This window comes from Citrobacter sp. Cf116, from assembly GCF_030336505.1.
Lineage (GTDB): Bacteria > Pseudomonadota > Gammaproteobacteria > Enterobacterales > Enterobacteriaceae > Citrobacter > Citrobacter freundii.
On sequence record NZ_JAOWEQ010000037.1, the window covers coordinates 1,227,411 to 1,242,332 of the forward strand.

Annotated in this window: 11 protein-coding genes and 1 tRNA gene; 4 read left to right on the forward strand and 8 right to left on the reverse strand. The window is 50.6% G+C overall.

Going from position 1 to position 14,922, the window contains the following annotated elements; translation table 11 throughout:
* Nucleotides 1-157: 157 nt before the first annotated feature.
* From fadJ to OGV74_RS15275, 3 genes are all read right to left on the reverse strand, one after another.
* On the reverse strand, nucleotides 158-2,305 hold the full coding sequence (gene fadJ / locus OGV74_RS15265; protein WP_086504387.1) for a fatty acid oxidation complex subunit alpha FadJ: 2,148 nt from the start codon (nucleotides 2,303-2,305) through the stop codon (nucleotides 158-160).
* Nucleotides 2,305-3,615 (reverse strand): acetyl-CoA C-acyltransferase FadI, encoded by a 1,311-nt coding sequence (fadI, locus tag OGV74_RS15270; RefSeq protein WP_003028183.1) that lies wholly within the window; start codon nucleotides 3,613-3,615, stop codon nucleotides 2,305-2,307. Before fadI ends, fadJ begins: the two co-directional genes overlap by 1 nt.
* A 178-nt stretch (nucleotides 3,616-3,793) precedes the next feature.
* Nucleotides 3,794-4,078 carry a YfcZ/YiiS family protein gene (locus OGV74_RS15275; protein ID WP_003834838.1) on the reverse strand — a complete coding sequence of 95 codons (285 nt, stop codon included), beginning with the start codon at nucleotides 4,076-4,078 and terminating at the stop codon, nucleotides 3,794-3,796.
* A 371-nt stretch (nucleotides 4,079-4,449) separates the two neighbouring features.
* Here OGV74_RS15275 and fadL point away from each other — a divergent pair, with 371 nt between their 5' ends.
* Complete coding sequence (gene fadL / locus OGV74_RS15280; RefSeq protein ID WP_003028188.1) at nucleotides 4,450-5,730, forward strand: long-chain fatty acid transporter FadL; 1,281 nt, start codon at nucleotides 4,450-4,452, stop codon at nucleotides 5,728-5,730.
* Between the two features lie 59 nt (nucleotides 5,731-5,789).
* On the opposite strand, the gene mlaA is transcribed toward fadL, so the two are convergent.
* Nucleotides 5,790-6,545, reverse strand: a complete 756-nt coding sequence (mlaA, locus tag OGV74_RS15285) for a phospholipid-binding lipoprotein MlaA (protein ID WP_003028190.1) — start codon at nucleotides 6,543-6,545, stop codon at nucleotides 5,790-5,792.
* A 288-nt stretch (nucleotides 6,546-6,833) separates the two neighbouring features.
* On the opposite strand from mlaA, the gene OGV74_RS15290 reads away from it, so the two are divergent.
* Nucleotides 6,834-7,775 carry a formate/nitrite transporter family protein gene (locus tag OGV74_RS15290; RefSeq protein ID WP_003839292.1) on the forward strand — a complete coding sequence of 314 codons (942 nt, stop codon included), beginning with the start codon at nucleotides 6,834-6,836 and terminating at the stop codon, nucleotides 7,773-7,775.
* 75 nt (nucleotides 7,776-7,850) lie between these two features.
* Nucleotides 7,851-7,922, forward strand: a tRNA-Arg gene (locus tag OGV74_RS15295).
* Nucleotides 7,923-7,973: 51 nt separating this feature from the next.
* Here OGV74_RS15295 and OGV74_RS15300 read toward each other — a convergent pair.
* Nucleotides 7,974-8,603, reverse strand: coding sequence for an ECs1377 family protein (locus OGV74_RS15300; RefSeq protein ID WP_003028217.1), 630 nt, complete (start codon nucleotides 8,601-8,603; stop codon nucleotides 7,974-7,976).
* A 174-nt stretch (nucleotides 8,604-8,777) separates the two neighbouring features.
* A complete protein-coding gene (locus OGV74_RS15305) occupies nucleotides 8,778-10,676 on the reverse strand; it encodes a methyl-accepting chemotaxis protein (RefSeq protein WP_086504389.1) in 1,899 nt (632 codons plus the stop codon).
* A 373-nt stretch (nucleotides 10,677-11,049) separates the two neighbouring features.
* Between OGV74_RS15305 and OGV74_RS15310 the strand changes: the two genes are divergently transcribed.
* The gene (locus tag OGV74_RS15310) at nucleotides 11,050-11,589 is read left to right on the forward strand and encodes a DUF2058 domain-containing protein (protein ID WP_003839289.1); all 540 of its coding nucleotides are present in this window, start codon (nucleotides 11,050-11,052) and stop codon (nucleotides 11,587-11,589) included.
* A 91-nt stretch (nucleotides 11,590-11,680) separates the two neighbouring features.
* Here OGV74_RS15310 and pgtA read toward each other — a convergent pair whose 3' ends face one another.
* Nucleotides 11,681-12,928, reverse strand: coding sequence for a two-component system response regulator PgtA (gene pgtA / locus OGV74_RS15315; protein WP_003028223.1), 1,248 nt, complete (start codon nucleotides 12,926-12,928; stop codon nucleotides 11,681-11,683).
* Nucleotides 12,918-14,912, reverse strand: coding sequence for a two-component system sensor histidine kinase PgtB (pgtB, locus tag OGV74_RS15320; protein ID WP_286521171.1), 1,995 nt, complete (start codon nucleotides 14,910-14,912; stop codon nucleotides 12,918-12,920). The genes pgtA and pgtB overlap by 11 nt, the downstream gene beginning before the upstream one ends.
* Nucleotides 14,913-14,922 lie beyond the last annotated feature (10 nt).

Consider the following 14,922-nt stretch of genomic DNA (forward strand, 5'->3'; position numbering starts at 1 on the left):
TATTGGCTGTGATAACGATATGGTGGCCGGCATTGTGCCTTATCCATTCACCGAATGAAACGCTGTTTTTTACCTCAACGGCGTAAGTATAGTCAATCTCTGTTTACATTTTGAGCGCGAGCCATACATTCAGTGCGGATTCATCCTACCTTTGACCTCATGAATTCAGGTCAGTTTCCCCAATATTCCAGAATCTTTCACTGTGTGCCGCCATCTGCAATAACTGTTCACACGGCGCAAACCGCGAGCCGTATTGCGTGGTCAGGCGTTGCAGAGTCGCAACCACTTCTCCCGCGCCGAGTGAATCCATATACCGGAACGGGCCGCCGAGGAATGGCGGAAAACCAATACCAAATACAGCGCCGATGTCGCCATCACGTGCGCTACGGACTATCTTCTCGTCGAAACAACGAGCTGCTTCATTGAGCATTAACATGACGCACCGCTCTGCTACCTGCGCAGCGGTAAGTCGGCCCTGCCCCTGGACACCAATAAGCGTATAAATTGCAGGGTCGACCTGTTTTTTGCTTTTACGCCCTTTCACACCATAAAGATAGAAACCCCGACCATTTTTTCTACCTTTGCGATCGTCATTCAAAATTGAAGCAACAACATTTGCAGGCGCGCTAAAACGTTCTCCATATGCAGCCTCAAGCACTGGTATAATTTTAGTGCCCGTATCAATTCCGACCTCATCCAAAAGTTGGATTGGCCCAACTGGAAAACCAAACTTAACCAGCGCGGCGTCTATGGTTTCGACCCGCTCGCCCTCGGTCAACATACGAATCGCTTCGTTAATGTAAGGCGCTAAAATGCGGTTAACGTAAAAGCCGGCCTTATCTCTGACCACTATCGGTGTTTTGCCCTGTTTTTTCGCTAACTTAACGGTAGTTGCAATCGTCTGCTCGGAGGTCGTGGCATGTGGGATCACTTCGACCAACGGCATTTTTTCCACCGGACTAAAAAAGTGTAAACCAATCACTTGTTCAGGCCTGGTAGCATTCGCAGCAATATCGCCAATGGGCAAAGATGAGGTGTTAGAAGCAAAAACGGTATGAGGTGCGCAATTTTGCTCAACTTCTGCCACCATCCGTTGTTTTAGCGACAAATCTTCAAACACGGCTTCAATAATCAAATCGCGATGCGCAAAGCCACGGTAGTCGATCGATCCCGAAATCAGCGCCAGTTGTTTATCGCGTTCGCTGGCTTTGATATGACGGCGACGAACCTTCGTTTCAAGCTGATCCCAGCTATACTTCAGCGCATGGTTGATTCCCTTAGCGTTTATATCTTTGATGCGCACAGGCAAGCCGCCTTTACAGGCCGTCACATAAGCAATACCGCCCCCCATCAGACCGCCGCCCAAAATGCCAACGCTGTCCAGCGGGCCGGGCTTCGCATCACTTCCCGGATCCTTTTTCACGTCGGTGTTGGCAAAAAAGATGTGCCGTAGCGCCTGAGACTGGGATGTCATCGCCAACTCACCAAACGCGCTGGCCTCTGCGTCGTAACCACTACTGCTGCCTTGCGCTAGCCCGGTTTCGATGACCTCAAGGATACGTTCTGTTGCAGGGTAGTTACCTTGCGTTTTTTGCGCCGTCTTTTTACTGGCCATGCGGAACAACAGCGCCCGCCCCAGCGGCCCCGCCAACACTCGCTCTCTCACGGGCAGTGTTCGTTGCGCAGAACTGTCCTTTTTAGCCAGTTCAACGGCCGCTTCCAGCAAAATGGAATGCGGTACAACCTCATCCACTAAACCAACTTTCAGCGCCTGTTTTGCGCGTAATTGTTTTCCGGTGAGGATCATATCCAGTGCGGTACTGACGCCAATCAGGCGCGGCAGCCGCTGCGTACCACCGGAGCCGGGCAACAAGCCAAGTTGTACTTCAGGTAAACCCAGTACGGTTTTAGCATCATCGGTACAAATACGGTTGTGGCACGCCAGCGCCATCTCCAGGCCACCGCCGAGGCATGCACCATGAATCGCGGCGATAACCGGGATCGGTAAAGCATTAATTTCAGCCATCATCTGCTGCCCCTGACGGGCCAGCGTTTCGGCTTCCTGCGCGCTGCGACAGCGACCAATCATGTTGATATCCGCCCCGGCAATGAAGTTATCGGGTTTAGCCGAAATAAACACCACACCACGCAATGCTTTGTTATCGCGGATTTGTTTCAGAATGGCCCGCACCTGAGAAGCAAACTCTGCTTTCAGGGTGTTCATTTTCTCTCCGGGCACATCAATGGTGACAACAGCAACGTTATCCAGACGTACGTTTAGTGTAAAAGCCGATGTCATTTCCATTATTCCGCCTCCAGAACCATTGCCGCACCCAGACCACCAGCTGCACAGGCTGTCACTAAACCAAAACCGCCGCCACGACGACGCAGCTCATGGAGGGTTTGAGTGATCATGCGCGCACCGGTGGCAGCAAAGGGGTGTCCATAGGCAATCGATCCGCCCAGCACGTTAAATTTACTGTCATCAACCTCGCCAGTGGCATGCCCCCTGCCCAGCACGTCGCGGGCAAAACGTTCGCTACCCAACAGCTGAAGATTCGCCAGCGTTTGCGCGGCAAAGGCTTCATGCATATCGATCAGGGTTAAATCTGCCATCGTCAGACCGGCTCTCTCCAGGGCAAGCGGTGTTGACCACGCCGGTCCCAGCAGCATGTCCTGCCAGACATCGATGGCGGTAAAAGCAAAACTACGCAAGTACCCCAGCGGCACCAGCCCCAACTCTTTCGCACGCGACTCTGTCATCATGATCACGGCGGCTGCGCCGTCCGTTAGCGGGGTACTGTTTGCCGCGGTGACGGTGCCGTGCTTGCGGTCAAACGCCGGACGTAGTTTGGCGTAATCGGCCAGCGTAGAGTTACCGCGAATGTTGTTATCTTCTGAAAAAGGATCTTTAAACGGTGGCGCGTAGGTAGTCATTACCTCATCTGCCAGCTTTCCTTCAGCCCATGCCTGAGCAGCACGCTGATGAGAGCGGTGCGCCAGAGCATCCTGCTGCTCTCGGGTAATACCATAGGTTTTGGCCATTTGCTCAGCCGTATCCCCCATACGCAAACCGGTGGAATACTCGGCGACGGCTGGCGGCACAGGCATCAGGTCACGTAAGCGCAATCGGGAAAAGAGTTTAAGGCGTTGACCGGTTGTCCGGGCCTTATTGACATCCACCAGCACCCGCGCCAGCTTTTTACTAACGCCAATAGGCAAGACTGACGAGGAGTCCGCACCACCCGCAATTCCAGCACGAATAGACCCCGCCATCAGGCTTTCCGCGACATTCGCCACCGCCTGGAAACTGGTCGCGCAGGCCCTGCTCACGCTGTATGCATCGGTATGTACATTCATGCCGGTTCCCAGCACAATTTCACGAGCAATATTTGGTGCTTCAGGCATTTGCACCACCTGACCAAAAACCAGTTGCTCGATCACATCGGCAGGAATTTCGCTGCGCGCCAGCAGCTCACCGACGACCATTTTTCCTAAATCAACGGCGGGAATGCCATGAAACGCGGTAGCCTGACGAGCAAATGGCGTACGCAATCCACTTACAATGGCAATACGGTCGCCCTGGCGGGTAACCAGCGGTAAAGCCTGACTCATAACACTCCCCTGTAAAAAAAATAAAATAAGTGGTCTGACCTGATCATAGTCTTAACCAATTTTTTACATTTAGCCAAGCGGGGAGAAAAGAAAGTGGGAGCTAAGACACAGTGAATAATCACTGACAGTTACGAAAAAGCCCTTGCTATCTGATAGCAAGGGCTTTTGCAGAGGGGGATTAACGCAGGCCCAGCTGGAAAATCAGCGTTTCAGCTTCACAGGCAAAAACAAAGTCGATATCCAGACGCACACCTTCTGACTCTTCAGTAAAAGTCGAAGTGATTTGGCAAGGCTCAGATTCCACGCCACGTGCCTTTTCAGTCAGAGCGGCCAGTGTTTCTTCTGCCTCTGCGCGATTCGCGAACACACGGCTGTAGGACGCGGTGCAATCGGAGTTGTCCATGATGGTGCCAACATCCATACAGCAGCAAACCGGGGTTTCATCAGCACTGCATTTACTCATTGTAGATTTCCTCTGTATTCGCACCTGAGGTGCCAGATAAACGATAGGGATATTTTACGCTCCCATTATTCGCCTCTCCAGTCGTTAATTGTACGAAATGCGATAAGTGACCGAAATCACACTTAAAAATGATCTAAAACAAAAATCGCCCAAACAGGTGAGTGCGCACCTCCGCAATTTTGCCAGCTGGATCGCGTTTCTCTGATCAAATTTGAAAATATTTATAAACATACTTGCAACATTCCAGCTGGTCCGACCTATACTCACGCCACTGGTCTGATTTCTAAGTCGTACCTCAGACCCTACACTTCGCGCTCCTGTTACGGTATGTAACATTGTTTGTATAAAAATAAATCTATGAGGTTATGGTCATGAGCCAGAAAACCCTGTTTACAAAGTCTGCTCTCGCAGTCGCAGTGGCAATTATCTCCACACAGGCCTGGTCTGCAGGCTTTCAGTTAAACGAATTTTCTTCCTCTGGCCTTGGCCGGGCATATTCGGGTGAAGGCGCAATTGCAGATGATGCAGGAAACGCCAGTCGTAACCCGGCACTGATTATGATGTTCGATCGCCCTACTTTCTCAGCAGGTGCGGTGTATATCGATCCAGACGTTAATATTTCCGGTAAATCGCCATACACCGGACGCAGCACTGATGCGGACAACATCGCGCCTACGGCGTGGGTTCCCAATGCTCACTTCGTGATGCCTATCAACGAACAGTTTGGTTGGGGTGCTTCCGTTACCTCAAACTATGGTCTGGCTACCGAATTTAACGACAGCTACATCGTTGGTGAATACGGCGGTAAGACCGACCTTAAAACGGTCAACCTTAACCTGAGCGGTGCCTACCGTCTGAATGATAGCTGGAGCTTCGGTCTCGGTTTTAACGCCGTTTATGCTGATGCAAAAATTGAACGTTATTCTGGTGAGCAAACGGCTGCATTACCGAAGGTCAGCAACAAAATTGCCAGCCTGAAAGGGGACGAATGGGGCTACGGCTGGAACGCCGGGATTTTGTACGAACTGGATAAAAATAACCGTTATGGTTTAACGTACCGTTCTGAAGTTAAAATTGATTTTGATGGCGATTATAAGAGTGGCATCCGTACCCAGGCGAACGCCATACCTGGCGCTGGCACTACATTCCCATGGGGAACGACCAATGCCACCGTCCCGGGTTCTCTGACGCTTAACCTGCCTGAAATGTGGGAATTGTCAGGTTATAACCGTATTGCACCACAGTGGGCTATCCACTACAGCATGGCCTATACCAGCTGGAGTCAGTTCCAGGAGCTGAAAGCAACAGGTTCCAATGGACAGACACTGTTCTATAAAGAAGAAGGCTTCAAAGATTCTTACCGCATTGCATTGGGTACGACTTACTATATGGATAAAAGCTGGACGTTCCGTACCGGTATTGCTTATGACGATAGCCCGGTTCCAGCAAGCAAGCGTTCCATCTCGATTCCGGATCAGGATCGCCTGTGGTTGAGTGCAGGTACAACTTATGCGTTCAATGACGATGCCTCTATCGACGTCGGTGTGTCTTACATGCACGGACAAAAAGTAACAGTGCAAGAAGGCAACTATACTTTCGACTCTGAAGGTAAAGCCTGGCTGTTTGGTACAAACTTCAACTACGCATTCTGATTTTCTTCATACGTAAAAAAGGTGAGCTTTTTAGCTCACCTTTTTATTTGCCCAATTCCTTACTCAGAATCGATCTCTTTTAAATCGTCCTGAATGTCTTTCGCGTTCGGGTTTTCTTCTGGTTTGAGTTTCCCACCGTTCGCAATAAAGTCATGACGCTGGAAGTAAGCTTCACGCACCATAATGTAAGGATCGGAAGACTGACGCAGCAGACCGTCAGAGTCGAGCAATTGCGCGCGAGTTTCAATCCCTTCAACCGTCCATTTGCCTATCGACAACGGCCAGGTCAGCCAGGACAGTACCGGATACAGGGTATCGACCATATCGCCGCCGTCATCACGCAGTGTGAAACTACCGTAGAACGGAAGCTGCATATACGGCCCGTAACCCACGTCATAGTGGCCTAACGTACTGCCAAAGCGGTGTGGTTCAACGCGCTGCAACTTCGGATTAGCCATACCTGCCACATCGATAAAGCCGCCCATACCTAACAGGGTATTCAGGAAAAAACGGGTAAAGTGCACCATCCCCTGATAAGGATCGCCTTGCAGGAAATAGTTGACCATGACGGCCGGTTCTTCAAGGTTCCCCGTAAAGTTGCTTAAACCATTACGCGCCGGCTGCGGAACATAATCACGCCAGGCCACTGCTACCGGTCGAACAACATAGGGATCCAACACATTAAAGTTGAAGTTGTACATGGTACGGTTGAACCCTTCAAATGGGTCCGAACGCCCCTGCTGCTCAGTACCGGAGCTCGCACACCCCACCAAAAGTGTGGTTCCCAGCGCAAGCGCCGACAGGCGAAGCTTCATAAGTATCTCCCTGTGTTTTATGGCTATCGCTGATTGCCATCCATGACGGAACGATGACGTATCCGCCTGTTTAGATGTGAGCGATTGTAACAGCACGTCAAATGATGTCTATATACCCTGTCTTACTGATTTGATCATAGCCTGGTAATACGCACTCCGCGGCGGTTCTATTCTAACTAACCCGATAAAAACAAACGTTACCATTTTTGCTATCTCAGACTTTCTCCCGCTGATTTTCAGACAAAAGCCGCTACGCTTTAGCAATACGTGCTTATTCAGGATTCGGCCATGAATGACATCAAGAAAGATAAGATTGATCGACACAGCGACGAACTCGAAGTGGAAAGCGATGAAAAACTAACAGGGAAAAAGATAGAGCTTGATGAGGACAGACTCCCCTCCCGCGCCATGGCGATCCATGAACATATTCGCCAGGATGGGGAGAAAGAGATGGAGCGCGACGCAATGGCCCTGCTGTGGTCAGCCATCGCAGCAGGACTGTCGATGGGCGCCTCGCTACTGGCTAAAGGGATTTTTCACGTACAGCTGGAAGGTGTGCCAGGGGGGTTTTTACTCGAGAACCTCGGTTATACCTTCGGCTTTATTATTGTCATTATGGCCCGCCAACAACTCTTTACCGAAAATACCGTCACCGCCGTACTGCCAGTGATGCAAAACCCTACCCTCGGCAATTTTGGCCTGTTGATGCGCCTGTGGAGCGTGGTACTACTGGGTAATATTATTGGCACCGGGGTTGCAGCATGGGCGTTTGAACATATGCCGATTTTTGATGAAGAGACCCGCGATGCTTTCGTCAAGATTGGCATGGATGTGATGAAAAACTCTCCTGTGGAGATGTTTTCCAACGCCATCATTTCTGGCTGGTTAATTGCCACGATGGTGTGGATGTTCCCCGCTGCCGGGGCGGCAAAAATTGTGGTCATTATTCTGATGACCTGGCTGATTGCGTTAGGCGATACCACGCATATCGTCGTTGGCTCCGTGGAAATTCTCTATCTGGTCTTTAATGGCACGCTGCACTGGAGTGATTTTTTCTGGCCCTTTGCGCTACCAACGCTCGCCGGGAATATCTGTGGCGGAACGTTTATTTTCGCGCTGATGAGCCATGCGCAGATCCGCAATGATATGAGCAACAAACGCAAGGAAGAAGCCCGGTTACAAGCAAAGCGTGATGAGCAAACGCAGAAAAACCAGAAAAAACAGGCCTGAATGGTGACTGTTTGAGCAGTCGGGCGGCCTGAGACTTACCGTTGTGAGTAAAAAACGCTATACTCGTGCCGCTTCGTCCCCTTAGTTAAATGGATATAACGAGCCCCTCCTAAGGGCTAGTTGCAGGTTCGATTCCTGCAGGGGACACTCTGAAATTAATGCATCCTGTTTAAATCCAATCAATTACCAGCCAGTTCATCACTGGGCCAGGCGGTAGAACGGCACATTCCTCACTGTTGCAGTAAGATTGTCGGACACCATTGTCTGCTTGGTAGCTATCCGCATCCCTGCTTTTCTCAGCCTCAACACATCAGCGGCAATACGCTGGCTGCCAAACCAGAAAAGCCCGTCCAGCGCAGTGACATCAAGGCCCGATTCAAGTGCCAGCTTCAGACGTTCGCGTGGTGCTTTTACTGTTTTAGCAATCTGCTGATATGGCGCTTCGCTTGAACCTGCAGGGCTAATGCGCCGGATTCGATGCGACAGGCGGTACTGAAATTCATCCGGTATCCCACCGAGACTCGCTTTCAGGCTGTAAACACAACCAAAGCGTTTACCGTTAAAGATGACGTTTTTCTGACTAAGCTGCAGCTCTTCACGCACGCTGGCAATCAGTTGCGGGGTACGGAGTAATAACAGGCGGAAAGGCAACTCAAAACTGGTCACGTAGTCCACATTCAATAAAGCAATACGCAGACGCTCTTGCGGTCCCGCCTTCAATTCGCGACATTCAGTAATAACATCAGCCCACTGGCCGGTAAGGCGGGAACTCTCAGTCGCCTCAGTAAAGCTGTATTTTTCAGTCTCATAATCAATACGTTCAGTCACACGGAATTCCCTTCTGGCCACATTTCGGTATCGGTTGTTCACTTTACCAGCGACAAGATTGCTATGTCAGGAATCTTTTCTTAACCCGCCCAATATTTGCTTCATACCATCACACTAAGATGACGACAACTGACCGATCCGGCGCGTTTACCGGATCGGTACAGCGGCGTCATGTCAGACAACAAAACGATTGACCAGCCCCTTCATGGTGACCGACAGATTGTCCAGCCGCTGGCTGTCGCTCGCGGCCTGAGAAACCAGCGCCGCATTTTGCTGCGTAACCTGCTCCATCGGTCGCAGAGCCTGGTTTATCTGGGTTACCCCTTGCGACTGTTCCGTCGCCACACGCGCGATATCCGCAATATATTGCTTCATACTGGTGGTATTGTCCGCTGCCGCTTCCAGCGCGGTAGCAGACGCCGTGACCCGCTCAACGCCCTCACTAATTTTAACCATATTCTGCGCAACCAGCTCGCGGATCTGGTTAGCTTCTTTGGCGCAACGCTGTGAAAGATTCCGCACTTCACTGGCCACAACCGCAAACCCCCTGCCCATCTCTCCTGCCCGCGCAGCTTCCACTGCCGCATTCAGCGCCAGTAAGTTAGTCTGAAACGAGATATCATCAATTGAGGTCACAATATTCGATATTTTCTCACTGGAAGCGCGAATATCCCCCATACTCTGGTTCGCCGCAGAGGCAACGTTACTGGCCTGTCGGACCTCTTTTTCCAGCCTGATTGTCAGATGCTCCGCTTCGCGGGCATTATCCGCTGTTTGCGTAATCGCAGTTGATAGCTGCTCCATACTGGCCACGGCTTGTACTATTGATGCAGCCTGTTCATCTGTACGTTGAGCCAAATCCTGATTTCCCACCGTAATACTGCTGCTGGCATCGGACAAAACCACGGCACCTTGTTTAATCTCCTGTACGATATGCTGAATACTTTCCAGCATCGTGTTATAGGCACGATTAAGTGAGGAAAGCTCATCTTTACCCGGCGTCGCCAGACGTTGAGTCAGATCGCCATTCATCCCCGCAATCTTGCGCAGCGTGTCGCTGAATTGGCGATGCATATTGATTGCGATGGCTCCAGCGAAGGTCAATGATGCCAGTAGCGCTAACAAGCTGACGACCATATATATTTGCCAGTTTTTTCGTGCATCCTGCGCGAGTTTTTCTGCATTCGCCAACAGAAGATTTGCCGTCACATTTTCTATCTGCCGCATCACTTCAATACGCTGGGTTTGTACTTTGAACCAGGTAGTAGGATCGACACCAAATCCACCGTTCTCGACATGATTAAACGCGGTTTCACGAAATAAGAGGGCTTTTGACGCTTCTGCAGATTGTAAGCGATTTTTCAACATGGCCGCCTGTTCCGGCGAGCTCAGGCGCAACGATTGTGCCAGCCAGACGTTCTGTTTACTGACGACATCACTGAGCTGATGTAACTGTCCGTCGGCGAAATGACCGGAGGAAAAGATATTTGATAACAGTGCCCGTTCAATACCCGCTTGTTCTTTCAAATTCAGCAGATTGTAGTAGGCGGCGAATGCGTTTGCCATTTCGCCAGAATCCGTCAACTGCCCCAACTTGCCGACAAAACTCAGCACATCAGCAATGACGTTGGTGTAAAACTTAACCACATCTGCGGCCGGAAGCCCCAACTGCGTGACATTTTCCCGGATGGTGGCGAGCGAAAGAATGTTTTTCTTAAACGCAGCGACAGAGGTAGCAACATCCCCTTCCGGTAATGCAGTATCGGACAACGAGCGCACGAATACCTCGATCTCGCGATCGGTCAAAGCCCGCTGCGCGTTTAACTCATCTTTGAACGTAGTCCCTGCAGCCCCCAGAAATCCGACACTCATTCCCCGTTCTTTTTGCAGTTCATGCACCACATTTCCGGCACTGTGTGCGAGCTCTGTCAGTTGGGCAATATTCTCCATCTGCCGTTCTGTCTCAATACGCGTCAATATTCCTGAACCTGCAAACCAACACAACGCCAGTAATAGTGGTTGTAGCGCGATTATTAACTTCATTTTCATCGGCATTCGATAAACCCACCACATGCCACTTCCCTCCATTGTCCATATTTTCATTATGGTTATCGGCGTAAAGAAGCGGCTCTTTAAATTTGAGCAATGGGCAACTGTTTGTTTTTTAGATTAAATATTTACCAAGATAACTCTATTTAATTACTTCAATCAGAATAAAACGCTGTCTAATGTGAATCTGCAAACCTATGCTCCATTTTATTAACTTATTCGGCATATTATTTTTTATTAAAAAAATCAGATAATCATCAACTGATTCAGCAAGGGAGAAAGACTCTGGACAGTGATAGCAGCCGAGATAACAACCGTGACTGCGGCCATCATTATGGCGTCCCGCCGAACGTTAAGGTTATAATCCTTACAACGATTTTTTGGATTAGAAGCGACAATGACAAAACTTACCCTACAAGAACAGATGCTTAAAGCGGGTCTGGTCAGCAGCAAAAAAATGGCGAAAGTGCAGAGAACGGCGAAAAAATCGCGCGTTCAGGCTCGTGAAGCCAGAGAAGCGGTTGAAGAGAATAAAAAAGCGCAGATCGAGCGTGATAAGCAACTCAGCGAACAACAGAAGCAGGCCACGTTGTCTAAAGAGTATAAAGCGCAGATCAAGCAACTAATTGAAATGAATAAAATCACCATTACCCGTGGCGATATTGGTTACAACTTTACTGACAATAATCTGATCAAAAAAGTCTATGTTGATAAAGTGACTCAGTCTCAGTTGATCAAGGGCCGCCTGGCTATTGCCCGTCTGACGGCTGAAAGTGGTAGCGAGAGCGAATACGCCATCATTCCGGCAGTCGTCGCCGACAAGATTGCCCAGCGCGACGCAAGCTATATTGTATTAAATTGCGAGCTGAGCCAGGAAGCGAAGGACGAAGACGATCCGTATGCTGATTTTGTCATCCCTGATGATTTGATGTGGTAAGAAAAAACCAGATATCCGTTATGTATTTCGGTGAACGCTCACGCCGCCACCGAAATACTGTCAACGTCTCTTCATCCCCACATTCCGCCTGCTAAAACTTATAGTGTTCTTTGCTCAGTCCGTATTTTCTCATGCGTAAATAGAGTTTTTTACGCGGGATTTGTAAATACTCCGCGACTTCATTAATACGCCCCTGATGGATATTTAGCGCTTCAGTAATGATCTGCCGCTCGTACTCGTCGACCCGACGATCGAGCGGTGTCGGTTGAGGCAAATGCAGTTGCGGATTCGCGGTTTCAGCCAGTGGCAATAGCCCAACGGCAAAAAGCTCGGCGGCATTGGCCAGTTCCCGAACATTGCTTAACCACACGCGACGCCGCATACCTTTTAGTAATTCCCCGTCAACCTCAGGCACAGGATGGTTCAGACGCAGGCAGGCTTTCTGCAGATAATGGCGAAACAGCGGTTCAATATCATCCGGTCGCTGAGACAACGGCTGGCAACCAATTTGCGTCATCGCAAAACAGTAATATAGTTCGGCCACAATCTGGTTGGTTGCCGCCAGTTCCACCAACGAAGTGGCGCCAATGCCAATTAAGCGAAACGGACGTCGCTCCTGGCTTTGCAAATGCACCAACTGGTGTTGCTGTTCACGCGTCAGGCACTCAATATGGCTCAGAACCAGCGTTCCCCCTTGCGCCTGGGCAATAAGGTCATTGAGTTGTTCCGAGTTCCCGGGCGTCAGTTCACCGCGAATAAACGCGCCTTCAGCGCTGCGCCCAAGTTGATGTAAATAACGGGCCCCGGTCATACGCCCGGTTCCCGGCTCGCCATAAAACCAGACGGCAATATCCGTTTCCGCCAGTTGCCGTAAACGCTGGCGATACTGATTAACCCAGTCACTGTAGCCGACCAGTTCAACTTGTAGCTTTTGCTGGCAATAGTGACGACGTGCAATCACAGATTTTCTCTGACGCAACGCATCCTCTACCAACACCAGCAGTTTGCCAGGATCAACCGGTTTTTGCAGAAAGTCCCACGCCCCTTTCTTCACCGCGTCCACCGCCATCGGAACATCTCCATGCCCGGTGATCAACAGGATCGGAAGCTGATTGTCATCCTGATGAAACAACGTCATCAGGTCGATTCCATTACAGCCAGGCATACACACATCGCTCAGGACAATCCCTGGCCAGTCGGCCTGCAACCAATTTCGGGCATCAAAAGGGTTACTGCATGCGAATACATGATATCCCTCCTGTTCAAGCAACAGGGTGTAAGCGTCGAGAACATCGGCATCATCATCAATAAGCAGAACAGAATATTCATCACTCAACATCGTTTACATCCGTCAGATTAAATTGCAGAACGACACAGGCATTGCGCCCCGGGGTTGACGCCAGGCGCAGTTCGCCGTTCATTTGCATCATTAACGATACACAAATCGATAAGCCAATACCGAGGCCAACATCCTTACTGGTGGTAAACGGTTTTAACAGTGATGGCAATAATGCCCCTGGCCAGCCGGGGCCGTTATCGCTGATAAATACGCACAACCGGCTGCCTTCGGCCTGCCAGTGAACATCTATTTTCGCCGCTACCGGACAGGCATCCAGCGCATTTGCCAGGACGTTTACCAGCACCTGCTGAATACGCACTTCATCACCAGCCACCCACACGCTCCGGTCTGGGAGCGTCAGCGTACCCTGCTGTGGCTTATGCCGCATGGACAACAGTTCCCAGGCAGCGTTGAACGTTTGTCGGAGATCGACCGGATGCAGAGGCGTACCTGGCTCGGCCCGGCGCGCAAACTGACGCAGCGAACGGATAATGGCATCAATGCGAGTAATCAGACCCTTCGCTTTGGTTAATGTGCTTCTGGCCTGAGCGGATTGCCCCTGTTCAATTGCCCTCCCCGCCGTAAACAGGTACATCGACAGCGCATTCAGCGGTTGATTAATCTCGTGCGCCAGCGTGGTCATAGTCTGGCCGACCACCGCCAGTTTTGCGGTTTGGATCAGCTCATCCTGCGTTGCGCGAAGATCGGATTCAATCTCTTTGCGCTCAGTCACTTCCTGCTCCAGCTGATTTTTTTGCGCGCTCAACTGGCCCAGAGTATGGCGCAGCAAGCCTGCGATACGCCCCAGTTCATCGCGTCCATATACCGGGATAGTGGCATCCGTTCTGCCAAGACCAATTTGCACCACGGCCTGGTTGAGCGCAGTAAAACGTTTCACCAGACGCGAACGAATGAAGTAGTGATTAAGCCCCCAGGCGAGAAGTAGCGCCAGCAGCGTCGCCAGCAGGATAAGTCCACCGCTGACACGAACAATTTGTTCCAGCCGTTGATTAAACGTCTGCATTTGCTGATGGCTACTCCCCAGTTGCGCTTCAAGCAGTGTTCGAAAGCGCCCAAGTGTGGCCTCTCTGGCATGGCTGGCATCAACGAGCGCTTTTTGCGCGGCGACATAATCGCGCATGGTATCGGGCATTTTATTTTTCATCATCCCGATTTCCAGCAGCTCATCGATAGTTTGTCGCAGTGTGATAGTGCTGGGCCAGTCATCAAGGGTACGGATATTTTCATCCGCCGTTTTCTTCAGATTTTCCAGGTAGCGGATGTGATTCTCCACCAGCATTCCGTCGTCGCTGCCCGATTTCAGTTCATTAAGCCTGTCGCGTAAATCATCAACGATCTGGTTTTCAATTCTTGCCAGGGTGTAAACCTGCTGCTGCTCGTTTTGCACCTCTCGGGCACGTTTGAGATACAGCACCGCATCACCATTTTTGGCCTCGATTTGATCCAGCAACGTCCCCTGCTGCCAGGTAAAATCCTGCACCAGTGAATTCAGCTCAGTAGTAAAATCATCATGTAGCCAATCAATGCGCGCGGAAAGTTCGCTCACTTTTTCGCGTACAAGGAACATGTTGTAGAGCACCCGGTCCAGTTCTGCCATCAGCGCCCGGCTGTCTTGCAAAATCACCGCCAGCTGCTGCTGTTCTGCTGGTTGCAACCCCCTGCTCAGCACTTCGATTTTATCCAGATGCGAGATTATCTGATTGCGCAGTTGCAGCCTTACCGTCGTATTGGGAGCCAGCAGGAATTCATTAAGCTGGTCCACAACCAGGTTGAGATTCCCTTCAATCAAAAAAGCGGAATGCACGCGCGGGAAGTAATCATCAAGCGAATAGCGTATCTGCGAGCTCTGCTCATGCCAGGAGTACAAACTGACGCAGCTTACGCTCAACGTCAGTAATGCGCCCGTCAGAAAGGCTCCTCGCAGACTGCTGCTGATGCTGAGCTGACGCAGACGGTGCAGTATCGATCCACCT